At 40.0% G+C, this 26,259-nt stretch carries 22 protein-coding genes; 6 read left to right on the plus strand and 16 right to left on the minus strand.

Annotated elements, in window-relative coordinates:
- Window positions 1-390: 390 nt before the first annotated feature.
- Window positions 391-846 carry a response regulator gene (locus AC1D0K_RS11205; RefSeq protein ID WP_295719438.1) on the minus strand — a complete coding sequence of 152 codons (456 nt, stop codon included), beginning with the start codon at window positions 844-846 and terminating at the stop codon, window positions 391-393.
- Between the two features lie 123 nt (window positions 847-969).
- Here AC1D0K_RS11205 and AC1D0K_RS11210 point away from each other — a divergent pair, with 123 nt between their 5' ends.
- Window positions 970-3,102: a sensor histidine kinase gene (locus AC1D0K_RS11210; RefSeq protein WP_477463055.1), complete on the plus strand. Its 2,133-nt coding sequence runs from the start codon at window positions 970-972 to the stop codon at window positions 3,100-3,102.
- 14 nt (window positions 3,103-3,116) lie between these two features.
- Here AC1D0K_RS11210 and AC1D0K_RS11215 read toward each other — a convergent pair whose 3' ends face one another.
- The 3 genes from AC1D0K_RS11215 to AC1D0K_RS11225 all read right to left on the minus strand — a co-directional run bounded on the left by AC1D0K_RS11215 (window position 3,117) and on the right by AC1D0K_RS11225 (window position 7,529).
- Entirely contained in the window at window positions 3,117-3,821 is a 705-nt protein-coding gene (locus tag AC1D0K_RS11215) for an NUDIX hydrolase (RefSeq protein WP_295719441.1), read from the minus strand.
- A 158-nt stretch (window positions 3,822-3,979) separates the two neighbouring features.
- Entirely contained in the window at window positions 3,980-5,740 is a 1,761-nt protein-coding gene (locus tag AC1D0K_RS11220; RefSeq protein WP_477392633.1) for an ABC transporter ATP-binding protein, read from the minus strand.
- Between the two features lie 34 nt (window positions 5,741-5,774).
- Window positions 5,775-7,529 carry an ABC transporter ATP-binding protein gene (locus AC1D0K_RS11225; protein ID WP_477392635.1) on the minus strand — a complete coding sequence of 585 codons (1,755 nt, stop codon included), beginning with the start codon at window positions 7,527-7,529 and terminating at the stop codon, window positions 5,775-5,777.
- Between the two features lie 238 nt (window positions 7,530-7,767).
- Between AC1D0K_RS11225 and AC1D0K_RS11230 the strand changes: the two genes are divergently transcribed.
- Window positions 7,768-8,370 carry a GNAT family N-acetyltransferase gene (locus AC1D0K_RS11230; RefSeq protein ID WP_477392637.1) on the plus strand — a complete coding sequence of 201 codons (603 nt, stop codon included), beginning with the start codon at window positions 7,768-7,770 and terminating at the stop codon, window positions 8,368-8,370.
- Window positions 8,371-8,400: 30 nt separating this feature from the next.
- Here the strand turns inward: AC1D0K_RS11230 and AC1D0K_RS11235 are convergent, their stop codons facing one another.
- Window positions 8,401-8,640 carry a hypothetical protein gene (locus AC1D0K_RS11235; protein WP_477392639.1) on the minus strand — a complete coding sequence of 80 codons (240 nt, stop codon included), beginning with the start codon at window positions 8,638-8,640 and terminating at the stop codon, window positions 8,401-8,403.
- 285 nt (window positions 8,641-8,925) lie between these two features.
- Here AC1D0K_RS11235 and AC1D0K_RS11240 point away from each other — a divergent pair, with 285 nt between their 5' ends.
- Genes AC1D0K_RS11240 through AC1D0K_RS11250 form a run of 3 tightly spaced genes read left to right on the plus strand, consistent with a single transcriptional unit; the run spans window position 8,926 to window position 12,866 of the window.
- Window positions 8,926-9,615, plus strand: a complete 690-nt coding sequence (locus AC1D0K_RS11240; protein WP_295719449.1) for an ABC transporter ATP-binding protein — start codon at window positions 8,926-8,928, stop codon at window positions 9,613-9,615.
- A gap of 3 nt (window positions 9,616-9,618) precedes the next feature.
- Entirely contained in the window at window positions 9,619-12,177 is a 2,559-nt protein-coding gene (locus tag AC1D0K_RS11245) for an ABC transporter permease (protein ID WP_477463056.1), read from the plus strand.
- Window positions 12,178-12,182: 5 nt separating this feature from the next.
- Window positions 12,183-12,866, plus strand: a complete 684-nt coding sequence (locus AC1D0K_RS11250; protein ID WP_477392644.1) for an arylesterase — start codon at window positions 12,183-12,185, stop codon at window positions 12,864-12,866.
- A 326-nt stretch (window positions 12,867-13,192) separates the two neighbouring features.
- Here AC1D0K_RS11250 and AC1D0K_RS11255 read toward each other — a convergent pair whose 3' ends face one another.
- On the minus strand, window positions 13,193-14,281 hold the full coding sequence (locus AC1D0K_RS11255; protein ID WP_477392646.1) for an SIR2 family protein: 1,089 nt from the start codon (window positions 14,279-14,281) through the stop codon (window positions 13,193-13,195).
- 318 nt (window positions 14,282-14,599) lie between these two features.
- Window positions 14,600-15,283 carry a heme exporter protein CcmB gene (locus AC1D0K_RS11260; RefSeq protein WP_295719457.1) on the minus strand — a complete coding sequence of 228 codons (684 nt, stop codon included), beginning with the start codon at window positions 15,281-15,283 and terminating at the stop codon, window positions 14,600-14,602.
- A 143-nt stretch (window positions 15,284-15,426) separates the two neighbouring features.
- Between AC1D0K_RS11260 and AC1D0K_RS11265 the strand changes: the two genes are divergently transcribed.
- Window positions 15,427-15,912, plus strand: a complete 486-nt coding sequence (locus tag AC1D0K_RS11265; RefSeq protein WP_295719460.1) for a methylated-DNA--[protein]-cysteine S-methyltransferase — start codon at window positions 15,427-15,429, stop codon at window positions 15,910-15,912.
- 19 nt (window positions 15,913-15,931) lie between these two features.
- On the opposite strand, the gene AC1D0K_RS11270 is transcribed toward AC1D0K_RS11265, so the two are convergent.
- From AC1D0K_RS11270 to AC1D0K_RS11310, 9 genes are all read right to left on the minus strand, one after another.
- Window positions 15,932-16,474 carry a hypothetical protein gene (locus AC1D0K_RS11270; RefSeq protein ID WP_477392651.1) on the minus strand — a complete coding sequence of 181 codons (543 nt, stop codon included), beginning with the start codon at window positions 16,472-16,474 and terminating at the stop codon, window positions 15,932-15,934.
- A 45-nt stretch (window positions 16,475-16,519) separates the two neighbouring features.
- Entirely contained in the window at window positions 16,520-18,463 is a 1,944-nt protein-coding gene (locus tag AC1D0K_RS11275; RefSeq protein ID WP_477392653.1) for a hybrid sensor histidine kinase/response regulator, read from the minus strand.
- Between the two features lie 29 nt (window positions 18,464-18,492).
- Window positions 18,493-19,080 carry a chemotaxis protein CheB gene (locus AC1D0K_RS11280; protein ID WP_477392655.1) on the minus strand — a complete coding sequence of 196 codons (588 nt, stop codon included), beginning with the start codon at window positions 19,078-19,080 and terminating at the stop codon, window positions 18,493-18,495.
- Window positions 19,070-19,900 (minus strand): CheR family methyltransferase, encoded by an 831-nt coding sequence (locus tag AC1D0K_RS11285; protein WP_295719467.1) that lies wholly within the window; start codon window positions 19,898-19,900, stop codon window positions 19,070-19,072. Before AC1D0K_RS11285 ends, AC1D0K_RS11280 begins: the two co-directional genes overlap by 11 nt.
- 2 nt (window positions 19,901-19,902) lie before the next feature.
- A complete protein-coding gene (locus tag AC1D0K_RS11290) occupies window positions 19,903-23,343 on the minus strand; it encodes a response regulator (RefSeq protein WP_477392657.1) in 3,441 nt (1,146 codons plus the stop codon).
- A 91-nt stretch (window positions 23,344-23,434) separates the two neighbouring features.
- Window positions 23,435-23,860, minus strand: a complete 426-nt coding sequence (locus AC1D0K_RS11295; RefSeq protein WP_477392659.1) for a hypothetical protein — start codon at window positions 23,858-23,860, stop codon at window positions 23,435-23,437.
- A 195-nt stretch (window positions 23,861-24,055) separates the two neighbouring features.
- Complete coding sequence (gldC, locus tag AC1D0K_RS11300) at window positions 24,056-24,385, minus strand: gliding motility protein GldC (protein ID WP_295719474.1); 330 nt, start codon at window positions 24,383-24,385, stop codon at window positions 24,056-24,058.
- A 170-nt stretch (window positions 24,386-24,555) separates the two neighbouring features.
- Window positions 24,556-24,822: a hypothetical protein gene (locus AC1D0K_RS11305; protein ID WP_295719477.1), complete on the minus strand. Its 267-nt coding sequence runs from the start codon at window positions 24,820-24,822 to the stop codon at window positions 24,556-24,558.
- A 30-nt stretch (window positions 24,823-24,852) separates the two neighbouring features.
- Window positions 24,853-26,208, minus strand: coding sequence for a DEAD/DEAH box helicase (locus AC1D0K_RS11310; RefSeq protein ID WP_477392662.1), 1,356 nt, complete (start codon window positions 26,206-26,208; stop codon window positions 24,853-24,855).
- Between the last annotated feature and the right edge of the window lie 51 nt (window positions 26,209-26,259).

The following is a 26,259-nucleotide window of genomic DNA, read 5'->3' on the forward strand; positions in this document are numbered from 1 at the left end:
GTAATACTTTAAGAAACTTCGGGGATCAGTATCATGTGCTGAATAGAAATCCTTGGCAAACCTAAAAATGGAGTGCTCTCCGCGTTTTACCTGCTCATATTCTGTAATTAGAAAACGATACTTATTCAGGTAGTTCCGCTTTAATGTAAGGTCATTGTTAATGTTTCGCATAACATTTAGCTTTATTCCTTAAAGCTAATTCTGTTACCGAATTAGTTGACCTTTACAATTGCGAGGTACGAAGCAATCCCCGCCTTTACAGAGAAGCTTTGAAAATTAGATCTGCAGAGTTCGGGATTGCTTCGTACCTCGCAATGATGACCTGTTTTTATTTTTTAGACAGTCTCTTACAACGGCTATGAGTAAAAGCCGGCAATCGCCACCCCTATTTCAATACCTGTTATTTTTTTTAGTGAGTGCCTCAAGTTCAAGGTTGGCTATTTGCAGTTTGTAGGTAAGCTCTTTATTATCTTTTCGTAATTGATATATTTCAATGGCATTTTGAATATAAATTTTAAGCTCGTCATTTTGCCATGGCTTTACAAGGTATTTATACACCTGCCCCCTGTTAATAGCGTCCATTACGGCGTTAACATCCGAAAAACCTGTTAAAAGTATCCTGATAGTATCGGGATATAAAGGTAAAATCGACTCTAAAAATTCAATGCCTGTGGTAACCGGCATACGCTGATCAGTAATGATCACACCAATTTCATGGGCCGCCAATACCTGGATCCCTTCCGCAGCCGACTGAGCAGTATAAATATTAAAATTCCTCCTGAAAGCCGCCTTAAAACTAATCAGATTATTTATTTCATCGTCAACATACAACACTCCTACGGGCATAGCAATAAACTTAGATTAAATCGGTTTTTAACAATTGGTTATAAAAGTAAATGTATTGAAAGTTTTAATTTTTGCGCATTTTTATTATAATTATGCCTGAGTATAAAATTCCAACATGTAAATATGAATAAAATATTGACAATCGCGTATTTACTATTCCTGAACACGATTGCTCATGCCTACAATACTGATACGTTGACTATTCATGAAAACAGATCGGAACTGTTAAACAGCCGCTATTTTTATGAATTGGAAGATCCACGCGCCGATTTATCTATCAACCAGGTTTTAAAAAGTACCGGCTTTCACCCTAGCAGCACCTCCCTGCCCCTGTTAAAATATTCAAAATCGGCAACATGGGTAAGGTTCAATTTAAAAAACAAGGATAACAAACCTTTTATCGTCATCAGTATAGATCCAAGTGTTATTGATGAGTTTGATCTTTATTATCTTGACAGCAAACCCGTTCAAATACATCATTTTAAGGCAGCAGACCAGCAGAATGAGCTTGAATCCCGAAATATTACCTATATAAGGTGCCCAATTGCACCGGGAACATCAAACACCATTTATCTGCGTATTAAAAGTAATACACCCGCTGTGATACCTGTAATAGTGTATAGCGAGGTAGCCTTTATAAAAAGCAGAAATATTGAAAACGTTGTTTATGGTGCATTTATGGGCATATTGCTTATCAGCGCATTTTATAACTTACTGTTGCTTTTTATAGTTGGCGATATGAGTTACCTGTATTACGTATTTTACATTGTTTTTCTTGGAGCCTCGCAAACCCTGCTGCGTGGGTATGGAAATTACTTCACCGACAACAAAATTTTCATTAACAGCTATGTTATACCATTGGTAAGGATGTGTTTTGGCTTATCAGTACTACTTTTTACCGATGAATTTTTAAAGCTAAAACAAACCTTAAATAAGGAATACAAAATTTATTTACTACTGTACGCATTGTTCGCTGTAGTTTTTGTAGCCATTTTAGGCAACTTTGTGGCCTTTGCTTACAATTTAATTAATTGGAGCATAGGTATTACTGCAATATACCTGCTCTATATTGGCGCACTACTTTACCTAAAGGGGTTTAAACCTGCCAAACTATTTATGCTGGCCTGGAGCTTATTCTTAATAGGTTTATTACTTTCCTTTGCACGTAGTAAAGATCTTATTCCCTATAATATTTTCACCGCTAATATTATACCTTTTGCTTTGGTAATTGAGCTCATATTATTTTCGGCTGCATTGGCCGATAAGATCAATTTTTACCGAAATGAAAAAATGGGCCTTCAAAATTTTGTTGTTGCGGTTGCAAGAGAAAATGAGCGCTTAATTAAAGAGCAGAACATCCTGTTAGAAAACAAGGTTAAAGAACGCACCAATGAACTCATCAATGCCAATAAATACCTTTCCACCACTATTGATGATCTTAAGAGCACACAGCACCGGTTAATTGATACCGAAAAAATGGCCTCGTTGGGCAGGCTTACCGCCGGTGTTGCCCATGAAATTAATAACCCCATTAACTTTGTAAGTTCAAATGTTAACCCGCTCAGGCTCAATTTTGATGAATTATTTTTATTACTAAATAAATACGAAGAGGTACTAAATAACCCCGATCGTACAGAATTTGGCCAAACTGCCCATACTTACAGGCAAAGTATTGATCCAGATTTTATAAAAGAGGAAATTGCCATTTTACTCAATGGTATTGAAGAAGGTGCCCGGCGTACTACCGAAATAGTAAAAAGCCTGTTTACCTTTAGCAGTACAGATGGGCAGGAACTAAAAATGCTCGATATCAATAAAGCCATACTTGCCAACATACTTATTTTAAAAAGTACAACGCCCTATTTTATTGAAATTAAAACAGTTTTTGATAATATTGAACCCATAAAATGCTACGCGGGTAGTATTAACCAGGTATTGATTAACCTGATAGCCAACAGCATATACGCTATTAAGGCAAAGGAACAACCCAACGATGATACAATAACAATTATTACACGTGATGTTACCGGTCATGTTGCTATTGAAATTACAGATACGGGCGTGGGCATGACCAATGATACCAAACAACGCATATTCGAGCCCTTTTTTACTACCAAAAATGTAGGCGAAGGCACAGGCTTAGGCTTATCAATTGTATTTGGAATTATTGAAAAGCACCATGGCTGCATTGATGTTATATCATCACCCGGTAAAGGCACAACCTTTAAGATACAGCTACCCAAAAGTTTAACCTGATATACACCTTACTATTAAAAAAACTTCTCGGGGTTTGGCACCAGGTTCAGGAATGATTCAAAATTTTCGGCGTAGTTTGATTGATCAAGCTTATAATAAAATGCCCCTTTTTTTGACGATAACTTATCTTTTTCGGGTTGTTTTATCAGTAAACCTGTGGATAATAGTTTGCGGCTAAAATTCCTGTCATCAAACTTTGTTTGATAAACGCCTTCATACAAAGCCTGTAATTGCGGAATGGTAAATTTCTCTGGCAGCAACTGGAACAATAAAGGGTGAAGCGCGGCTTTGTAACGCAGTTGCCTTAAAGCCAGCCTTACCATTTCGGCATGGTCAAATATCAGTTCGGGCATTTCATCCAGTAAAAACCATTCCGGGTGATACTCTTCACTTAGTTGTTTTTCGTATTGATGGATGTCAATCAGCGCGAAGTAAGCAATAGATAAGGTACGTTCAACGGGGTCACGATCTGGGCGACCGAACACCTGAAACTGCTCCATATACACATTTTTAAGCCCCGTACGTAATTCCAGCACCCGGTTAGCGGCATCATCTGCCGATTCTGACGGCTGGATAAACCCGCCCATCAGGCTCCATTTATTTTTTTCGGGTTCAAGGCCGCGCTGTACAAGTAACAGCTTAATGTTCCAGCCATCAAACCCAAATATAATACAATCGGTTGCCACTAAAATGCGTTTCTGACCGCTATACTTCTGCATAATTTAGTTAAGAGTTTATTTACAAGTGTAAAAATAATTATGCAATTTTTTAGTGTTAAATGGACAACTATTTTTTTCTAAGAAAAACTCTTAACTCAATCCCCGCAGCGAAAGACTTTTTAATGCACCTTAAAACATGAGCCCCAAAAGCAGTATCCCTAACTCACCCTTCTCCCCTTCAACAACATATCCATAGCATCATCCAGTGATCCGGCGCGGATCACCTCGCCCGAGTTAACAAAAAAGATCTCGTCGGCATTTTCAATGGTGTTAAGGCGGTGGGCAATAATCACCCGCGTTGTGGTTGCAGGCAGTTTATTAAGTATATCACTCAGCAACTTCTCTGTAATGGTATCAATATTGGCTGTGGCCTCGTCCAATATCAATATTTGTGGGTTACGTAAAACGGCCCGCATAAAAGCTATCAATTGTTTTTGCCCCAGGCTGATGCTATCTCCGCTTGATAATACCGGGGTTTCCAGTCCGTTTTCAAAAATGGCCAGTAGGCTGCCCAGGTTGGCGTCTTTTATAACTTGCTCCAGTTGTTCATTACTGTAATGCTCATATACATCATTACTGTATAAAATATTATCTTTCACAGTGCCGCTAAACAGGAAAGGTTCCTGTAAAATAAACCCAATCCTCAGGCTGCGCTCTTCGGCGGTGTAGGTTCTGATGTCTTTGCCATCAAGCAGGATCAATCCTTTCGATGGATCATATAAACGGGCTATTAATGATGCTGTAGTGGTTTTACCGCCGCCTGTAGGCCCAACCAGCGCATATGTTTTACCTTGCTCCAGTTTAAAGTTAATATGATGCAATATTTCTTTGCTTTCATCATAACTAAAATTCACATCCCTAAATTCAAGCAAAGCTGCTTTAGGGTCTGTGACGCCGGCCTCAATCAGCGGCAGATCACTTTCAAGGGCCAAAATCTGCGATATCCTGTCCCAACCGGCCATAGCCAGCTGAAAATTTGACCACAATGCGGCCAATTGCCGCAAGGGATTATAAAAAAGTGTGGTGTATGATAAATAACTTACCAGTAACCCTATAGAAAACTGCCCGTGGCCAATAAGGTAAATACCAAAAGCAAGTACTATCAATTGTGCAATACTGGCAAATAAACCATAAACCGGCACAAAAATATTATTTGCCAAACCCGCGCCAATGGCCGTTTTATAATTTTGTCCATTTGCAATATCAAAGCGTTTTCTGAAATAATCGCGACGGTTAAAGGCGATGATCACTTTAAAATTACTCAGGCTTTCCTGGATTTCGCCGCTTAACCCACCGGTACTTTTAAGGTTAGCTGCATTTTTGCTTTTGATCCACTGCGATAATATCAGCGTTAAAAACAGGATAAGCAGGGCCGGTGATAAAGCTGCGGCGCCAAGCTCCAGGTGTATCAGCAATAAAAATATACCGGCACCAATCATGGTAGATATATTGCCTATAAACTGCATCAGCGATTGCGAAAAAAACTGGTTGAGCTTATCAGTATCATTGTTTACCCTTGATATCAGATCGCCGGCCTTGTTCTGGTTAAAAAAGCCAACCGGTAATTGTTGCAGCTTGTTAAATATAGAGTTACGCAGCGTAAACAGCATGCGCTGCCCTACCCCACCCATCAGCGTGGTTTGCTTGTAACTGGTAAACAGGGCGGTAGTATACATACACAGCAATAAAATAGCGTTATGGATAACGCCATTAAAATTTTTATGCAGCACATAATTATCAATAGTGTGCCCAATAATAAGCGGCCCCAACAGGTTTAATGTTGAATTGATGAGTATGGCAATAACCGCGATGATGAGCGTTCGCTTTTCGTGTGATATGAGTTGTATCAGCTTTTTTAGCCCCGCAAAGGTTGACGTTTTTTGCGCGGTTTTACTAAGCTGGTTAAGATCGTAGTTCATTTTATATAATATTTTTAGGCCTTAGCTTTTGTGGTTAGTGAGCAATGCCCGATTCGTAATTACTGGTGCTTTGCTGCGAATTGAAGATCTGTACATAATCCGGACTGGTTTTCATCAGATCGTCATGTACACCGCTGGCCACAATTTCGCTTTGCATCAGCAGGATTATCTGATCATAATGCTCAACCGAGGCTATTTTTTGAGTTACAGATATCAGCGTTAAACCAGGGTAATTTTTTTGAATATTGGTAAGTATCTTCTTTTCGGTGTTTCCATCAACCCTCGCCGTAAAATCATCCAGCAATAAAACTTTAGGATTTACAGCCAGAGCCCGCGCCAGCATAATACGCTGCTTTTGACCGCCTGATAAACTCGATCCACGTTCAGATACGATGGTATTTAATTGTTCTGGTAAACTCCCAATAAAATCGCCCAGCTCGGCAGTATCAATAGCTTTCTGTAATGATTCGTCCGTTACGGTATCGCTAAAGGCAATATTCTCGCGGATGCTCATGTTAAATATGATACTATCCTGAAAAACAAAACCCACCTGGCTATGGAACGATTCACTATCATAGGTGGCAATGCTTTTTCCATCAAACAATACCTCGCCCTCTGTGGTATTTATAAGCCCGGTGAGCAAATAAAGCAATTGTGATTTACCGGCCGATGTTGGCCCTATGATAGCTATTTTTGAACCTGCCGCTACTTTGAGGGATATATTTTTTAACGCGAACTTTTGTCCGTAAAGTACAGATACGTTTTTGAGTTCAACATCCCCGCGAAGGCTGGCTTTCAAACTTCCACCTTCGGCCACATCCGGTGCATCCAAAACAACGCTGATGCGTGTGAATGATGCACTGGCCTGCGCTATCAGGTTGCTCATAAAACCTAAAATAAATATGGGGAATATAAGCAGCGATAAATAACTGTTAAAAGCAGCAAAACTACCCAAACTCATGCTGCCGGTTATTACAAAGTGCCCACCCATTACTAAAATGGTTAATGCAGCCATATTTGCGGTAAAAGTAACTATGGGTATTAAACCCGCAAAAAAGCCCAATATTTTTAAACCATAATCCCGGGCTTCGGTATTCGCGCTCAAAAATTTATTGTACTCCAGTTGCTGAGAGTTAATAACCCTAATGAGCGCCGCTCCCAGGATACTTTCGTTAATTACCTTGTTCAGTTGATCAATAACGCCGCGGCTTTTCATGAACAGGGCCCGTACATGTTTTAAAACATACGCAAACGTACCGCCAATGATGGGTATAATAACAATAACTGCCAATGCCAGTTTCCAATTAAGAGTAAGCAGCATTACACTACAGCCTATAATAATAAACAGCGATGATACGATAGAAACCAGGGCCTGCGATACAAACAGCTTTATAGATTCAACATCGGCAGTAAGGTTGGTTAATAGTTTGGATGGATTGGCCTGCTCAATAAAGGCATAGCTTTGGCGGGAGATCTTATCCGATAGTCTTTGGCGCAGATCTCTTGCCACACGCTCTGAAGCATAAGTTTGTATAATGGTTTGCAGATAGCCAAAAACAAAGATGAGCAAAGTAGCTATACTGAATTTTTTAACAATATCATTCAGCACAAATTGTTTATGGGTATAAGCATCAATTCCGTTGGCGATGATTTTGGGTAACCAAAGGTTGATACCGTTACCCAATAACGCGAATAATAACAGCAACGAAACCAAGCCTACATACGGCTTAAGCAGACTAAAAACACCCGGAGGTTTACTGGTTGACTGTGGTTTAGTTGAGGCTTGCATATTTTATTTGATAGTTGGCTGCTGTGCTATTTTAAAAGCAGGCCGCATTTATATTAGTTTAGTAAAAGTAAAAATTAAAGGAACTTCATCGTATTAAATTATTCCTTATTTATGATGACGATTGAAAGGGCAATACATTTTAACATGCCTGAAAGATTTTACGGCATTAACAGGGCTTAATCAGTTAGATGACAAATTGTTTATTTACTTTCATGTCGATTAATAAAAATCATTACCTATGATCTCCTATTTTGACCCTGACGCCAACTATGTTTTGGAGGATGAAAGAGTTTTACTGCGCCCTCTGGAGGCAGATGATCTGCAAAACCTACTACCTTATGCTATTAATGAGCCTGATACCTGGCGATACTCCAACGTAAGCGCCCGGGGCGAAGATGGCATGACCCAATATGTAATGGCCGCCCTTAAAGCCCGTAACAAAGGCCGTGAATATGCTTTTGTAGTTATTGACAAACAAACAGGCGAGTATGCTGGCAGTACCCGTTATTACGACATCCAGCCAAAACTTAACAGCTTACAGCTGGGCTACACCTGGTATGCCGAAAAATTCAGGGGAACGGGCTTAAACAAGCGCTGTAAATTTTTACTGCTGCAATTCGCTTTTGAGGAATTGAATATGGCCCGGGTAGAATTTAGGGCCGATGCACGTAACGAGCGCAGCATAGCTGCCATGAAAAGCATAGGCTGCCAGGTTGAAGGTATTTTGCGCAGCAATATGCCGCTGGAAGATGGCGGCCGGCGCGATTCTATTGTGTTGAGCATTTTAAAAGAAGAATGGGAAAACGGCGTTAAGGAGAATTTGAAAGTAAAGTTAAAATAAGGTTTTGTTTTATGTTAAAGATTGATTTTGTTAGTCAACCCAAAACATTTCTTCAATATCATATTGTATTTGGGGCGGCAAATCTTTATTGACCACGTGTACGCTTGCTTTATGGATTCCTTTTATAGCTACGCAATTTAATATGGATAAATTTGCCTGCGTAAAATATTCCTGATATTTTTTTTCAATTGCTAGTAAATAAATGGCGGCAAACTCCCGATCATTTATATGGCATTTTTTAATTTGATTAGCCGGAAATAAAATCTTCATACCGCTCTTTTTTTTTCAAGTATCTGATTAACAAACATCTTAAATAAGGACAAATAAAAAAATGACKKGTATTATTTTAAAAAACACGTCTAATCACATTAAAAGATAACCCTAATCACAGTTTGTATAAGCTGTCCTTTGAGTATAAACAAAAGCCACGGCTATGTCATTAAATTAAAAATCCATCATTCTATACCTATAAATAGCCCAATTCCCGGATATTTATACAAAGCCATACGGTAACAAATTGGTTTGTAAATCATCATAGCATAAAAAAATCATCCCTTGGAAACTATCCTTAATATTTTAAATCTCAGTAAAACATACCAAAGTGCCGGCCGTATGCTCACGGTGCTTAATGATATCAACTTTAATATTACAGAGGGCTCAACCAACGCTATTGTTGGGCCATCGGGCAGTGGCAAAACTACCCTACTGGGTTTATGCGCCGGCCTTGATCGCTCAAGCAGTGGCTCTGTAGAGCTTAACGGAATTAACCTTGGTAACTTAACCGAAGATCAGCGGGCACAAGTGCGCAACCAGTATGTGGGTTTTATATTCCAGAATTTTCAATTGTTGCCAACGCTTACCGCGCTTGAAAATGTAATGGTACCCTTAGAGCTCAGGAATGAAAAAAATATAAAAGCAAGGGCATTGGATCTGCTGGATAAAGTTGGCCTGGCCGATCGTGGCCATCACTACCCTTCTCAACTATCGGGTGGCGAGCAACAACGTGTTTCGCTGGCGAGGGCATTTTCCAATGCTCCTAAAATTCTTTTTGCCGATGAACCTACCGGCAACCTGGATGCAGAAACCAGTGAAAAGGTAGTAAAATTAATCTTCGACCTCAATAAAGAAGCTGGCACCACGCTGGTGCTGGTAACGCATGATCTTGACCTTGCAGCCAAAACACAACGCATCATCAGGATAAAAGGTGGTAAGCTCATATCCAACGAAAAAACAATTAACGGGTAAGTTATGGGGATTGATCCGGTTAATTATAAACGAAAAATAAACATAAGCTGGCTGTTCAATATGGCCTGGCGCGATAGCAGGAAAAATCGGTCAAGATTATTTCTCTTCATCTCGGCCATTGTGTTTGGTATTGCCGCGCTTGTAGCCATTTACTCATTTAGGTACAACGTGCAGAACGATGTAAATGGGCAGGCCGCCACCCTTATTGGTGCCGACCTTTCTGTATCTGGCAATAAACCAGCCGAGCCAAAGCTAAAACACACACTCGATTCTTTGGGCGATCAGCGGTCAACAGAACGCAGCTTTGCCTCCATGGCCTATTTCCCAAAAACCAAAGGCACAAGGTTGGTACAGATAAGGGCTTTACAAGGCGATTACCCCTACTATGGTACCATCGAAACCACACCGGAATCGGCAGGAACGGCCTTTAAAAAAGGGCAGACAGCTCTTGTTGATAAAACCCTGATGCTGCAATTTGGTGTAAACGTTGGCGATTCGGTACGGGTTGGTAAAGAACTTTTCCTTATTGCAGGTACATTAAACAAGGCACCCGGACAAAGCGGAGCCATGGCGGGGATTGCCCCTGTGGTTTATATCCCTATGCAATACCTGGAACAAACGGGCCTCATGAAAATTGGCAGCCGCGTTAACTATACCTTTTATTACAAGTACAACCACAAGGTTGATATGGATAAGCTGACCAAAAAGCTTGATCCCGTATTGGACAAGGCAGGTATGAACTACGAGACTATTGAAATGCGCAAAGAAAACACAGGTCGCGCTTTTGGCGATTTGGGTAGATTTCTGTCGTTGGTTGGTTTTATTGCCTTGCTGCTGGGTTGCGTTGGCGTTGCCAGTGCCATACATATTTATGTGCGCGAAAAAATTGCCTCCATCGCTATTATGCGATGCCTGGGCGTAAAAGCATCAGAAGCATTTTTGATTTACCTGATACAGATTGTAGGAATCGGGCTCATTGGCTCTGTAGTTGGCGCAGCTTTAGGTACAGCCATTCAGCATTTACTGCCCATTGTGTTTAAAGACTTTTTGCCGTTCACTATTTCTGTAGAAATTTCGTGGCTGGCCATTTGGCAAGGTATTTTATTAGGGGTGATCATCTCTATCCTGTTTGCCCTATTACCGCTGATATCCGTACGTAATATTTCGCCGTTAAACACCTTACGCATCTCGTTTGATGAGGCTGGCAGCAAGCGCGACCCAATGCGCTGGTTGGTTTATTTGTTGATCATTGGCTTTGTATTAGGATTCACATACCTTCAATTAGATAGTTGGCTGGGCAGTTTATTCTTTACCCTCGGCATCCTCATCGCCTTTATGATACTGGCGGCTGTAGCCTGGTTACTGATGCGGGTAATGAAACTGATTATCAACAATGGCTGGAGCTATTTATGGCGACAAGGCTTTGCCAACCTATACCGGCCAAATAACCAAACACTTATCCTGATGGTTTCCATTGGGCTGAGCACCGCCTTTATTTGCACGTTATTTTTTATCCAGAGCATCCTCATTGCCCAGGTAAATTTATCAAACAGCGGCAATCAATCCAATATGATATTGTTTGATATTCAAAAAAGTCAAAAGGATGCCGTTGCCGATGTAACACGGAATCAAGGCCTGCCTGTACTGCAACAAGTACCTATTGTTACTGTAAGGTTAGAACAGATCAACGGTAAAACCGCTGCCGACCTGGTAAAAGATACTACCATCAAAATACCACACGGCGTATTTGCATACGAATACCGGGTAACCTTTCGCGATACGCTATCAGCATCTGAAAAACTTTTGGATGGCACCTGGATAGGTAAAGCCGAAGCGGGTAAAGATATACCGGTATCGGTAGAAGCAAATTTGCAAAAACGCRCACACCTCAAAGTTGGCGATAAACTGGTATTTAATGTACAAGGAGTATCTATGCCGGCCTATGTGGCCAGCATTCGTAAAGTAAACTGGGGTAAGGTGCAAACCAATTTCCAGGTGGTTTTCCCTACCGGCGTGTTGGAAGATGCGCCACAGTTCCAGGTGTTGCTTACGCATGTGCCATCAAATAAGGTATCGGCCAAATTTCAACAGGCGGTAGTAAAACAGTTCCCTAATATTTCTATTATCGATCTGGGCCTGGTACTAAGTATTTTGGACGAATTATTGAGTAAGATAAGTTACGTTATCCGTTTTATGAGCGCGTTCAGCATCATTACGGGTATTGTAGTGCTGATAGCTTCGGTACGGATCAGCAAATACCAGCGGATCCAGGAAAGCGTTTTACTACGAACCCTGGGTGCCAGCCGAAAACAGATCTTTGCCATTACCGCTTTGGAGTATTTGTTCTTAGGCAGTTTATCGGCCCTAACGGGAATCCTGATAGCTGTTGCAGGAACCTGGTTCCTGGCTAAATATAGTTTCGAGATCCCCTATGCGGTTAGCTTTATACCCGCTTTTGTATTATTTTTAATTATAACTATACTAACCGTCATTATCGGCTTGTTAAATAGTCGCGGGGTATTAAACAAACCGCCGTTAGAGATATTAAGGACCAACGCTTAATTATTATGCACAAATTTAAATCAACATATCTGCTGCTTTTTGTTGCTATTGCATTATCAGCCTGCGGCGAAAAAAACAAACCTGCTGCTGAAGCCGCAAGCAAAACCGCCCCCACTGCAAAAGCTGATGCATCGGCAGTAAAAACCATTTTATTTTTTGGCGATAGTCTTACCGCCGGGTACGGACTGGATGATCCGTCGGAAGCTTTCCCTGGTAATATTGCCAAAAAGATCGATTCGTTGAAAATGCCTTATAAAGTGATCAACGCCGGAGTAAGTGGCGAAACATCTGCCGGCGGCAACAGCCGGATAGATTGGACATTAAAGCAAAAGGTAGATGTATTTATATTGGAATTGGGAGCCAATGATGGTTTACGCGGTATCCCACCCAACGAAACAGCAAAAAACCTGCAATCAATTATCGATAAGGTAAAGGCAAAATACCCCGATGCTAAACTGGTAATGCTGGGCATGCAGGTACCGCCAAACATGGGGCCAGATTATGTAACTAAATTTAAAGCCGTATTCCCCATCATTGCCGCAAAAAACAAAATGGCTTTGGTGCCCTTCCTGTTGCAAGGCGTAGGCGGCCACCCGGATTTAAACCAGCCCGATGGCATCCACCCTACAGAAAAAGGAGCAAAAATAGTAGCCGACAATGTATGGTCGGTTTTAAAGGGAAAGTTGTAGAATGGTATTAAAATAGATGTCTCTCTGCCAAATTTCGTGAAACACTGCAAGGAAATAACATAAAAAAGGGCTGTCCTGCTGAGCCTGTCGAAGCATGTGGGCAAAGGCCTCTACGCGCGACCCTTCGACAAGCTCAGGGTGACAGGCCTTTTTAGAATGTACATAGGTTGATAACAAACACGTCATAGATAGTTGATAGAAACTACTTCTCTGTAGATCGAGGATTGCTTCGTTCCTCGCAATGACGAATCTTTATAGCTCATGGGTAGGCATGAAGCAACACGGTCTGTTTATTTCCAAACCGCCATTCAGGTTAATTATATAAATCAAACCAGTGTTTTTAAAGATTTAGATAGGTAATGTTCCAATCCCGATGATGAATAATTTATAGTATTGCCAAACAAATTAATATAATTTGACTTTGGCTTATCATCTTTTAAAACTACATCAACTTCCAACTTATTTTTCTTTTGCCTGCCGTTAATGCCACGCATAATGATAGATTTTATGGCAAGATCTTCTGCGGGTAAAGAATAACCTATAAAAATGAGCTTATCCGCATTGCGGATAGCTTCCATGGCCCCTTTCCATATCTGTAACAGGTTTGAATCCCTGATATCCCTTACAAAAGATGGGGTAACCATTACACTTTTTAAAGTAAGTGAGTTATTGCAAATGCATGTATTATCTGTCTTTTTTTGGGTTATATACGCCTGGTGCAGAATGCTTCCATAAGGATTTATATAGTATTGCCCGCAATAATCGCACCTTACCCAGTTAAGCGAACCATGAAGCTTAAAGTACTTAAAAAGTGGCCTGCTTTGTTGAAACTCTATTTCATCTGTAAGTACGCTTCTATAATTAATTCCATAATCTATCCTGTTTTCTTCGGCAGCATCAACAAATTGCTCGTCAATAATTAAATCGTAATTAGTGGTAATAATACTTACTGTACCATTTTTCTTTTCCTGCTTTATGGGGTCAAAGAATAATGGAATTAATTCTTCCTCTCGTTCTGAATATTCGGTTAAATGATATGCTATCAGTAATTCATCAACTGCCCTTTTTAACAATGCTTGAAAGTCCCTGAGATTTTTTTCATTAAGTTTTGGATGCGGCGGCGCGTTGTATAAACAGCAATGATCAATAAATGATAAAACTTCGGTAATATTAGGAATATCCTGACTTTGATTTAATTCATTTTTTTTGATGCTCTTCAACCCCGGATATATCAAATACAGGTAGTGTAAAAGTTTTTCTTCCTGATCCCATTCTTCATCTGTTTTGGTTGCACCTAATTCAAACAAATCATGTTTTAAAAGCTTTGATAAAATCTCAGGCATAATTTCGCCGGTTAGTGGATATCCAAAGCTTTTACTGAAACCGGCACCCAAAAAATAAACTATATCTTTCATTACACAACTTTTATATCCTTTTTTAATATTTCATGGGCTTTATCATCAGCAATTAGTAACTGCCATATTCCTAAACCTGGCTGATTGGCGGGAATTTTTGAATAAGGTTTAGGTTACAAATGTGGTTGTTGACTGATTTTTCAATTTGATTTTAACAATTAAACAGAAATGTCAAATCATCGATGACAAACTAAAAATCAGCTACTTATATTGATATAAAAGTACCTCAAAGCACAGAAAGTACAATAGGTGTTTTCACTGTAATTTCTACCGTAATTTTACGTGGCAACAAAAAAGAAAGGTATTAATATGAAGAATTTAATCGCGCCACAAATACGGAAAAAGCAACAATGCAGTAGTTATTACAATGGCATTTATAGCAAACAAAACCCCCATATTGCCATAGCTAAAACTTCTGTCAACACCATCCATGGCGCTTTTGCTTAGGCGGATAAGTATAAGTATTACAGGTATAATAACCGGGAAACTCAATATGGCCATCAGCGTGCCATTATTGCCCGCTTTTGAAGCTATGGCCGATATCATGGTGAACACGGTTGAAAAACTTACACTCCCAATAAAAACGGCAATGAAGTAAAATAAAGGATCGCCAAGAGGTTTAACAAAAAATACTTTGTATACTATCAACGCCAGGAAACTGATCAATGACATCAGCAATATATTATAGATGGTTTTTGACAGGATGATAGCCTGCGGGCTGGCAATAGAGTAGTAATATAGCAGGCGGTTTTTGCTTTCCTGCATAAAGCTTTTGGCAATGGCGTTAACCGATGCAAATAACATAATGATCCAGAAAAGCACATTCCATACCAGGGGATAGCTGCTGCTGCCGCTAAACCCGGGCGTTAGGTTAAAAGATATATAACAAACAAATACGGTTGATACCACATATAGCAATACCCCGTTAAAAGCATATTTTGACCGCCACTCCAGCAGAATTTCCTTTTTTAACAGATGGATGGTTTCGTTAACAAGCTTCATGCGGCAAAGGTAATAATTTGTAAGAACTATGGCGTTTTAAGCGGGAGGCTGAACCCCGCCTTTACCAGTATTAATACGAGAATTGCCCCGGCCCTGTTTTTTGCACTTATTTAATTTTAAATTCGCATATCAATTAACAAACCATGCCCATAGCTTATTGCCGTACACCGGTTGGAATAACCCGTATAACCCAGGATGATGATTGTATTTCGGGCATCTCCATTTTAGATGATGAACCCGAGGTAAGCCCTGCCCCAACCCAGTTATTGCAAACGGTTATCGACCAGTTAGCGGAGTATTTTGCAGGTGAAAGAAAAACATTCGATTTCCCCATAAAGCAACCCGGCACCGCATTTCAACAACAGGTATGGGATAATCTGTTGCAAATTGGTTATGGTGTTACCATGAGTTATGCACAGCTATCCAACCAAATGAATAACCCATTGGCTATAAGAGCAATTGCCGCGGCCAATGGTAAAAACAATTTATGGGTTGTTGTTCCATGCCACCGGGTTATAGGATCAGATGGTAGTCTAACCGGTTACGCGGGCGGCCTTTGGCGCAAACAATGGCTGTTGGAGCATGAGGCCCGTGTTATGGGTGTGGGCCAAACAAGGTTAAATTTCTAACGCTTTAGCTATAAAAAAATTAAATCTGAATCCAGCCTGATTGAAAAAAAGTAAGTTTTGATCCTTTTATAAATTGAGCAATGTTAGTTTTTTTTGATGCCTTGTCATTGGTTAACTCAAAAAAACATACAGTAGGATTATGCATTTGTGGATGCCACATCAAAAATGTAAACCGTTTGTTTTTAGGAGATTGATTTAGAAAATGCAGTTCCTCTACATTCCCTATTCTTATTTTATTTTCGCCCCAAATCTGGGGATAAAGTAGCCCACTTGTGAATATACTTTTAAGATCCCCATCACACCCGGATATTTGAACAACAGTATCACCATACATCACGTCATGATTATCATCAAGCTTAATGTTGCCGTTATATTTCTTAAAATTTTGTTTTTTATATTTCGACTCGAAAAGCTTTTTAGTCCAATAAACTTCCTGCTCCCCTTGATTGGCAAAATTTGGAGTTACCTCCTTTTTATCAAGAACTGTATCTGATTTAGTATATCTTATTTTACATGCAGCAAATAATGACACCAACATCACAGCAATTACAAAGCTTTTCACCAATTAGATATTTAATAGATTACATTATACAAAAACTTTATTAAGTTATACTTTTAACGCTTTAGGATTCTTGTTTAGCAGCCTGCTCATTTTTTCGTGCAACTGATATGGCTGGAAAGGTTTTGAAAGCACATCATTCATTCCCGCCGTTAAAGCCTCTTGCTGCTCGTGCCCAAATGATGCTGCCGAAAGTGATATAATAGGTATGCTTCTTTTAGGTTCCACAAAATCAACCCTGATATTCCTGGCTGCTTCGTAGCCATTCATTTCGGGCATGTGGGTATCCATCAATATAATATCGTAATGTTTGGTAGCCAGCTTATCAAGTGCTTTACGGCCATTGTCAACCATATCTACTTCTATCTGCCAATCTTTCAATATTTTCGACAGCATAAACTGGTTCACCATATTATCTTCGGCAACCAACACTTTTATATTATGGAACGATGGAAGCGCCTTACTTGATATTGGCCCAACTTCTTCAACTGGTTTATTAACAATAGTGTGCCAGTTTATAAAGCTAAAGGTACTGCCTTTGCCTACCTCGCTGCTCACACTTAGTTCGCCGCCCTTAAGTTCAACCAGTTTGGTTACAATGGCCAGGCCTAGACCAGTACCACCATATTTACTTTCCGTATCTGCGTCGGCTTGCTCAAATGACTCAAATACGTTGGCCAACCTATCAGCTGGGATGCCTATCCCGGTATCTTCAACGCTATATTGTAATTTCACCTTATCATTATGCCTTTGCAATACGGATACTTTTAGCTTTACATAACCCCGCTCGGTAAATTTTATGGCATTGCTCAGCAGGTTCATCAGGATTTGATTAAGTCTTAATGCGTCAATCAACAAATGTTGCGGCACGTCATGATCTATCTCCAGCAAAAAATCAATATTACTTTCGTCAGCTCTGAATTTTAACAGATCAAATACCGACTTAATGATGTCATGTACATTATTTTCTGTACGTACAATATTAAACTTACCGGCCTCTATCTTTGAAATATCCAATACATCGTTTATAACACATAAAAGCGATTTTGATGAAGTTTCCAACAGGTCAAGCATTCCCTTTTGCTGTTCATCCAAATTGGTTTTAAGCAACATACTGGTTATACCAATAATGCCGTTAACAGGGGTACGCAATTCATGACTCATATTAGCAAAAAAAGTTTCTTTAACTTTTTTGCTATATTCTGCCTCCTCTTTTGATTTTATCAGTTGCTCCTGGTAACTTTTCTGCGGTGATATATCGCTGATATTGATAAAAATTATTTTGTTATGGTAAGATGCACGGCACTCCACCCAGATCACCTTTTTATCAAACCTTTCAAACCTGAATTCAAAAACAGCGAAACTGAGGTTGTCATTAATAATCTCGCCAAGCTTTTTACGAAACGCCGGCTGATCTTCTGCAACGGCCAGGTTAACAACATTATTACCCAATAGTTCGGCAGGCTTAAACCTCATGATAGATTCAACCGCCGGGTTAATATTTTCTATCCGCAGGGTTTGGGCATCAACAGAACAGATAATATCGGCCGAATTTTTTACAACGATGGAAAAGTTTTGTAATTCATCGTTCTTCTTTTTTATTTCGGCTTGTATACGGGCAAGTTGCACAAATGAATCAACCTTTGCCGAAGTAATATAAGGATCAAGGGGTTTATACAAATAATCAATAGCGCCCGTGCCCAGGCCCTTAACCGCGTATTTGGTTTCCTTTGATATCGCGGTAACAAAAATTACCATAATATCTTTGGTGCGCGGGTTTGATTTAAGCATTTCTACCAGCTCAAAACCATCCATTTCGGGCATCTGCACATCAACTAATGCTATGGCAATATGATTTTCCCAGGCTATCTTAAGGGCTTCATTTGGGGATGTTGTAGAAAAAATACGGATGTCATCGCGTTTTAATAATGCATCAAGTGCTATTATATTCTCTTCTCTATCATCAACAATAAGAATATTTACAGGGGGCATGTAATATTGATTATATGTATGGTGAATCTTTATGTATTCAATAAATTAAAAATCTCTTCTGTTCGCAATATATATTCGGCAGCTCCAATGTTGATAGCTGCCTGCGGCATTTCGTCCATTTCTGCATCTTCTGGGTGCTGCGCTATCGTTGTTGCGCCACTATTCCTCAGCTTTAATAAACCTTCGGCGCCATCCTGGTTTGCACCGGATAACAAAATAGCTATACAACGATCTTTGTAAACTTCGGCAAAGCTCTCAAAGGTAACATCAATTGATGGTTTAGAAAACCAAACAGCTTCAGAAACATCCAAACTGAATGTACCTTCTTTTTCGATAAGGGTATGGTAATTTGCCGGCGCTATGTAGATAGTATTCTTGTTAAGGATATCCTTATCTGCAATTTCACGCATCAAGATACGGCAATTTTCGGCAAACAGTCTTTCTATCTCACTTAAATAATTTTTTTTTCTGTGAATTACTATAATTACCGCCTTATTAAGTTCAGACGAAAGTAATTTAATTATTTGGAACACCAATTTAAATGAGCCTGCCGATCCGCCTAACAATAATATTTCGGCAGATTTCCAGCGCTCAATTAATTTTTTATCAGGACCCAACTTTTTGATAGATGTTTTCTTTTTGATTAATTACCTTAAACTTCTTTTTGAAAGCATCAGAGCGGATAGTTTCTTTACTGCCCAGGCACAAATACCCCAGCGGGCATAAACTTTGGTAAAAAAGCTCCAGGATGCGCTCTTGTAGTTCAGTTTCAAAGTAGATGAATACGTTACGGCAGCTAATGAGCTGAAACTCGTTAAACACCCCGTCTGATACCAGGTTATGAACGGAAAAAAGTGTATTTTGTTTCAACTCGTTATGGATTGACGCCGCATCATATAGAATAGTAAAATGATCTGATATTGACCCTCTTAACCCTGTAAGCTGGTAATTTTCGGCATAGCTTTTTATGTTGCGCAGGCTATAAATACCTTTACGGGCTTCCTTTAATACTTCGGTGTTAATATCCGTACCGTATATGAATGATTTTTGGCTTAAACCGGCCTCGCGCATCAATATAGCCAGCGAGTATACTTCCTCGCCTGTTGAGCAGCCGGCAACCCATATTTTTGAATGCTGATAGGTTGAAAGATAAGGCACAACCTGGCTATTTACAGCTTTGTAAAAAGTAGGGTCCCTAAACATTTCGGTAACGTTAACCGTTATCTCCTCTAAAAAATCCTGGAAAAACGACTGATCATTCACCAACATGTGTTTGAGGTCATAATAGCTTATTTTTTTAAGCTGCATGATCCTGGTTATCCTCCGTTTTAAAGAGGCCTTGGTATATCCGGAAAAATCAAAGCCATGAATCCTTTTCACAAGGTCAATCAGCTCGGATATTTGGGTGGATGATATAATAACAGAAGTATCGGTCATAATTAACTTTCCAGCCACAGTTGCATTAACGAAATTAACCTGTCCATATCAACCGGCTTTGTGATGTAATCATTTGCCCCGGCGGCTATGCACTTTTCACGGTCATCTTTCATTGCTTTTGCAGTTAAAGCTATTACAGGCAATTTAGCCCATTTGTTTTGCTTCCGAATGTACCTTGTGGCCTCATATCCATCCATTTTGGGCATCATGATATCCATCAGTACAATATCAATATCATGTACCTCTTCCAGCTTGGCAATGGCTTCTTCGCCATCGTTGGCTATTTCCACAACCAGGTCATAGCTTTGCAGGGCGCTGCTTAAAGCAAAAATATTACGCATATCGTCATCAACTATAAGCACCTTTTTACCTTTAATGGCATCCTTCCCCTTAGTTGGCAATTTGGGTTTTGATATAGGTGTTGATACCTGGCCTACAGATTCGCTTATTTTGTTCAGGAACAGGTTAACCTCATCAATCAGCCTATCGGCAGATTTGTTGGTTTTAACCACCATAGCATTGGCATACTGCATCAGCCTGTTCACAGATGCCTTATCAAGCTCCATAGCTGTATTAACTATTACAGGCAATGGTGCAAAGCGGTCAACATTTTTTATCTTATCAAGCAGGTCCAGTCCTGAAATATCAGGCAGGTTAAGGTCAAGGATCACACATTGGTACTCATTTTCATGCAGCATCCTGAATGCCGATTCGCCGTCAAAAGCCTGATCAACCGTGATACCCTGGCTTATCATCATATCTTTAAGCGCCTGGCTCTGCACCTTATGATCTTCCACAAGTAATATCTGACTAAACTTAACACCGCTGTGCAACATGATATCGGCAAACAGCTTATCCAGGGTTTCGGTATTGATAGGTTTCTTCAGGAAACTGATGGCCCCCTCCTTATGCACCCGGTTAGCGGCAGCCTCACCGGCCGACATCAGGTGAACAGGGATATGCATGGTTGCCTCATCAGCTTTTAATTCTTTCAATATCTGCCAGCCATCTTTACCGGGCAGCATAATATCCAATATCACGGCATCAGGCTTAGCCTCTTTTACGGTTTCAAAGGCACGGGTACCTTCATATACCATAATTGATTTATAACCATGATCGCGGGCGTAATCCTGCAAAATATTGGCAAAGTTTTTATCATCCTCTACAATTACAACCAGCGGATCGCGGTTATCCTCTCTTGCCACAGCTTTAGCCGGTTTCAAAAAGTTATTTTCTGCTTTAAAAGTTTGCGCGGTTGGCAATATAATATCATCAACTATCGGCACCACTTTAGCTTCAAAAGGTATTGTGAGCACAAATTCGCTGCCCAGGCCAGGCTCGCTGCTCAGGGTAATGCTGCCGCCAAGCAGTAAAGCCAGTTCTCTGCTGATAGAAAGGCCTAAACCTGTACCACCATATTTACGGCTGGTTGAACCGTCGGCCTGTTGAAAGGCCTCAAATATGATCCGTTGTTTTTCGGCAGGAATACCAATGCCAGAATCTTTTATGGCAAAGCTGATGGTTTTATCTTTTGCGCCCGGTTTAGCGGTAATGGATATTGATCCATTTTCTGATGTGAACTTAAACGCGTTCGAAAGCAGGTTTTTAATAACCTGTTCAACCCTTACCTTATCCGTAAATACGGTTGCAGGTACATCATGGGCAACACTGGTTTTAAAGTTGATCTTTTTGTGGCCAGCAATTTCTGAAAACAGCATTTCCATATCGCCCAAAATTTCAGATATTTTGATATCCTCATTTTGCATATCAAGCTTGCCAGATTCAATTTTTGATAGATCGAGGATGTCATTGATCAACGTAAGCAGATCATTACCGGCGTTAAATATCACACTGGCATATTTGATCTGGTCTTCTGATAGATTGTGTGGTTTGTTATCCCTAAGGATACGGGCCAATACCAGGATACTATTTAACGGGGTGCGCAGCTCATGGCTCATATTGGCCAAAAACTCCGATTTATATTTGCCTGTCGTTTCCAGTTCCTCCACTTTGAGGTTAATGGCGGCGCGGGCTTCTTCAATGGCCTGGTTTTTTTCTTCAAGCAGGCTGGCCTTTTCTTCCAATTCGGCGTTTATGGTACGCAGCTCTTCCTGTTGCACGCGTAACTCTTCTTCTGATGCCTGCAACATTTCTGTTTTGTTCATCAGCTCTTCGTTGGTAACGCGCATTTCTTCCTGTTGTGCTTCCAGCTCTTCTGCCTGTTGCTGGGTTTCCTCAAACAGATCATGCATAATGGTGCGTGCCTGTGCTGTGTTAACCGCTATACCTATATCGTTGGCAACAGCAAGAATGTATCCCCGGTCGCTATCAGATAAACCGGTCCCAAAAGCAATCTCCATTACCCCCTTTAACTTTTTATCAAAAAAGAAAGGAACAATAAAAGTTTCTGTTAAAAGCTCTTTAACTACCGACGATGAAATTTCAAGCCTGTCGTTCAGTTTCCCTTTTACAACAGCGGCTTTTTCATCCAGTGCAACCTGGCCAACCCATCCTTCTGATAATTGAATTGTTTTCTTTAACAGTTCGGGATTATGAAACGCGTATGAAGCATACAACTCCAGGTGTTGTTCCCGTTCATCATATAAATAAAATGTACCTGCAGCCGCTTTGCTATGGCTACAAACTTCGGTCAGTATGTTTTTTGATAATTCTTTTTCGCTTTGCTGCCCCTGCATCTTTTCGTTAAGAATACCGGTACCCGTTAGCAGCCAATTTTTAGCTTCATTTTCGGCAAGCACTTTGGCCAGCTCAATATTCGCTACTTTAATTTCATCTTCTATTTTTTTCTGCTTATTAAAAGTTGCCTGTATATAGAAGAATAAAAGCAGGATAATGACCAGGAATATTAATGAACCGAAAACGATAATGATAATAGCCCTGTCAGAAGCAGATTCTGAATTTTTTTTGCGGATACTAAGCAATCTGCTTTCATTATCAATAACACGACCAACAAGCCCCCGTATCATATCCATGTGTTGCTTGCCATTAAGAAACATGCTATTGGCAACCATGTATTCAAGCCCTTTAATTTCGCGGGTTTCAATATTTTCTTTTAAAATGGCGCGCTCTGCAGTTACCGAAGAGACTAATGAATCAATCCGTTTTTGTTGAGCATGATTATCTTTGGTAAGTGTTCTTAAATCCTGCAGATCTTGGTCAATGCGGGGCAGGGCTTCATTGTAGGGTTCAAGAAATACCTTTTTTGCTGTTGCACCATAACCGCGCATACCAGTTTCGGCATCTATTAAATGTTGCAGCAAATTTGTTGATGATTTAATAACATTTTGGGTATGATTAACCCATACGTTATCTTCCTCTAACTGGCGGATGCTGGAATAGGAAAGTACGCCAACTACTAAAACCAATATTATGGATACGATAAAGCCAGCAAGTACTTGCTGGCGAAAAGAAAATCTCAACATCTAAAACTAATTAATGGTACAAATATGTTTAAAAAAAATTATCCCTGTATAATGTTCAGCTAATAAACATTTTAGGAATAAATTGTTTTAATCAAATTACTTCTGGTGGTTTCACATAGCCTTTAGGTTTACTGCTTAATGCACCAGCCAATGCCAGTACAGGGCCAGCAAATAAAACCCACCATCCCCATTTAAATTTAATTTGCTTAGTTAACAGCGTACCAAACTTGTGGAATGGTATAAAACTAAATGTGGTTTTTACTTTAAAAATTGCAGCTGCCAGCAATACCACCACCAAAACCAGCGACAACCATGCTGATGCACGCGTAATTTTATGCTGATTTAAAAACGAAGAAATAATACCAATTATAGCTACCAATAATAGTACTATGCCATAGGGCTGATTAAGCTGATAAACATTCCAGTTAAATAAATGGAACGGACGCAATAAAGGGCAATAGGTACCTGCAAAAAGCAGCAAAAAGCCCACAAATGATAAAATTGAGTTAAGGCGCATGGGTAAGAGTTTAGTATCAAGTAGTTAGTATCAAGTAGCAAGACTGCTGTAGTAGTAGTAAACAAACTTAGTATTATCGTTAACGGACACTTTGCGACTTACAGGTCTATCAAGTATCAAAAGCAAAAATCTTGATACTTGATACTTACGACTTGATACTATCTATCGATACTAACTACTTGATACTAAAAAAGGTTATTGTTTAATTTCCATTTTATCGGCAAAGTGTGCACAGTAATCGCGCAGATCTTCAACAATGTTTTTTTCGCCGGTGGCGCGTAAAAAGCTATCGCCCATGGTTTGGAGGGTTTCATAAAAGAAACGTTTCATTTCATCAACCGGCATATCCTTAGTCCAAAGATCAATACGCAGTGTATTTTTATAGCTCTGATCCCATAGGGCCAGCATGAATGATTTTACAGGTAATGCTTCCTTTGACGCAGAATCTGTTGATTCCCACATGATATTTTCAGGTACGTTATTATCGTCAAGAGTAACGGTAAGCTTTATTTCGGCAGTTTTCATTTTAATGATTATTAAGGTCGCAAAAGTATGCTATTTTAATGCGACGGGATTATAATGAATTTGTAATTTTTATTTGAAAGCCTCTGCCCGGTGAGAGCAGAAGCGTTGTTGAAAAATATGAAATTTGATTTAGGAGCTCCGGAGGAGCTATGCTTATGGATAAATGGTTTTTATTTAACCAATAAAAATACAATAACCACCAAAGCTATAAAGCATAGTTCAATGATCCATAATTTTTTAAGTTCAGCAAAAAAGTTACGAAAAATAAGATCGAGGAAAAACACTACCGCCGCAAACAATAAAAATATCCAGCCGATGGTGCCGCTCCAGGTTTCAAGCGGATGGCCTGCAATGGCAGCGCCTTTGAGCCATATATAAACCGCTACCACTAAAAAAAATGTGGTTGCAAAATTTAACGGGGTAATACGCAATTTCATCTATGAATATATTTGTGGTTTTAAGGTTTATTAACGCTTTTTACGTGATGATGACGACCTGGTTTTGCCACCGGCAGCCTTATATGCTTTACCATATTTCACCTTGTTTTTAGCCTCATCAAATTTCTTATGCTGATTAAGTGTTTTCTTTTCGTGGAAGGCGCCTTTAAAATCAGGATCATCCTTACGCTTTTGCATATCTATCTCTTTAGCCTGGGCCTGCCGCTCATCGTAACCGGTTTCTTCAATAAACACATCATCAGGAACGGCCGATACCGGGATGGTTTGCTTGATCAGTTTTTCTATTTTATTAAGATAGTACTGTTCTGCAGGGCCACAAAAAGTAATGGCCTCGCCAGATTGCAGCGCCCGGCCTGTACGCCCTATGCGGTGTACATAATCTTCTATAACTACCGGCACATCAAAATTAATTACGTGGCTCACATCACTAACATCAATCCCACGCGAAGCCACATCCGTAGCCACCAATATTTTCACCTCATCGTTCTTAAACGAGTTGATAGAATTTATACGGGTATTTTGCCCTTTATTGGCATGCAGCACTTTAACCCCGCCTTCGCCAAATTTGCGCAGCAAAAATTTATAAACATCATCTGCCACCACACGGGTTTTACAAAATATCATCAGCTTGGTAATATCACCTTCGGCCTCCAATAATTTTTTAAGCAGGTTTATTTTGGTTTTAACGTTTGGCACATGAAATATATGCTGATTGACGGTTTGCGCAGGTGTAGCCTGTGGCGTAACCTCAATAATGGTTGGATACTCCAGGAAGTTATTAGATAACTCGTGGATCTTATCGCTCATGGTTGCCGAGAACAACAGGTTCTGCCTTTTAACTGGCACCACCTCCAGTATGCGGTTAATCTGGGGCATAAAGCCCATATCCATCATTTTATCGGCCTCATCCAATACAAGCACCTGCAAGGTTTTGGTTACAATATGCCCGGCCAGGTAAATATCCATAAAGCGACCGGGAGTAGCCACAATAATATCAACGCCTTTATTAATTTGTTCTATCTGTGTTTTGGGGCCAAGGCCACCATAAAGCACCACAACCCGTAAATCGGTATTGGCAGCAAAAGTCTTTACATTCTCTTCAATCTGCATAGCCAGCTCGCGCGTTGGCGAAATAATAAGCGCACGGGCATGATCGCCCTGGGCATATTTAAGCTTCATGATAATAGGCAACACATAGGCAGCCGTTTTACCGGTACCAGTTTGCGCTATGCCCATTACATCCTGCCCATTCATTATAGGCGGAATGGCTTTTTGCTGAATAGGCGTAGCTTCGGTATAACCGGCGTCAGCTATCGCGGTCAAAATTTGCCGGTTAAAATTAAAATCTTCAAAAGTTACAGCCATGCTGCAAAGATAGGCTTTTTGTTTAAGTAGGCTATTTTAAGTTATCAGCCC

Source organism: Mucilaginibacter sp. P1_A3 (assembly GCF_056406855.1).

Excerpts from the sequence above, each read along its gene's own strand:
- AC1D0K_RS11275 (WP_477392653.1), bottom strand. The coding sequence starts at position 18,463 with ATGCCCCCTGTAAATATTCTTATTGTTGATGATAGAGAAGAGAATATA.
- AC1D0K_RS11305 (WP_295719477.1), bottom strand. The coding sequence starts at position 24,822 with ATGAAATTGCGTATTACCCCGTTAAATTTTGCAACCACATTTTTTTTA.
- AC1D0K_RS11260 (WP_295719457.1), bottom strand. The coding sequence starts at position 15,283 with ATGAAGCTTGTTAACGAAACCATCCATCTGTTAAAAAAGGAAATTCTG.
- AC1D0K_RS11265 (WP_295719460.1), top strand. The coding sequence starts at position 15,427 with ATGCCCATAGCTTATTGCCGTACACCGGTTGGAATAACCCGTATAACC.
- AC1D0K_RS11225 (WP_477392635.1), bottom strand. The coding sequence starts at position 7,529 with ATGCAAGCCTCAACTAAACCACAGTCAACCAGTAAACCTCCGGGTGTT.
- gldC (WP_295719474.1), bottom strand. The coding sequence starts at position 24,385 with ATGAAAACTGCCGAAATAAAGCTTACCGTTACTCTTGACGATAATAAC.
- AC1D0K_RS11205 (WP_295719438.1), bottom strand. The coding sequence starts at position 846 with ATGCCCGTAGGAGTGTTGTATGTTGACGATGAAATAAATAATCTGATT.
- AC1D0K_RS11285 (WP_295719467.1), bottom strand. The coding sequence starts at position 19,900 with ATGACCGATACTTCTGTTATTATATCATCCACCCAAATATCCGAGCTG.
- AC1D0K_RS11230 (WP_477392637.1), top strand. The coding sequence starts at position 7,768 with ATGATCTCCTATTTTGACCCTGACGCCAACTATGTTTTGGAGGATGAA.
- AC1D0K_RS11295 (WP_477392659.1), bottom strand. The coding sequence starts at position 23,860 with ATGCGCCTTAACTCAATTTTATCATTTGTGGGCTTTTTGCTGCTTTTT.
- AC1D0K_RS11220 (WP_477392633.1), bottom strand. The coding sequence starts at position 5,740 with ATGAACTACGATCTTAACCAGCTTAGTAAAACCGCGCAAAAAACGTCA.
- AC1D0K_RS11235 (WP_477392639.1), bottom strand. The coding sequence starts at position 8,640 with ATGAAGATTTTATTTCCGGCTAATCAAATTAAAAAATGCCATATAAAT.
- AC1D0K_RS11255 (WP_477392646.1), bottom strand. The coding sequence starts at position 14,281 with ATGAAAGATATAGTTTATTTTTTGGGTGCCGGTTTCAGTAAAAGCTTT.
- AC1D0K_RS11250 (WP_477392644.1), top strand. The coding sequence starts at position 12,183 with ATGCACAAATTTAAATCAACATATCTGCTGCTTTTTGTTGCTATTGCA.
- AC1D0K_RS11215 (WP_295719441.1), bottom strand. The coding sequence starts at position 3,821 with ATGCAGAAGTATAGCGGTCAGAAACGCATTTTAGTGGCAACCGATTGT.
- AC1D0K_RS11290 (WP_477392657.1), bottom strand. The coding sequence starts at position 23,343 with ATGTTGAGATTTTCTTTTCGCCAGCAAGTACTTGCTGGCTTTATCGTA.
- AC1D0K_RS11310 (WP_477392662.1), bottom strand. The coding sequence starts at position 26,208 with ATGGCTGTAACTTTTGAAGATTTTAATTTTAACCGGCAAATTTTGACC.
- AC1D0K_RS11210 (WP_477463055.1), top strand. The coding sequence starts at position 970 with ATGAATAAAATATTGACAATCGCGTATTTACTATTCCTGAACACGATT.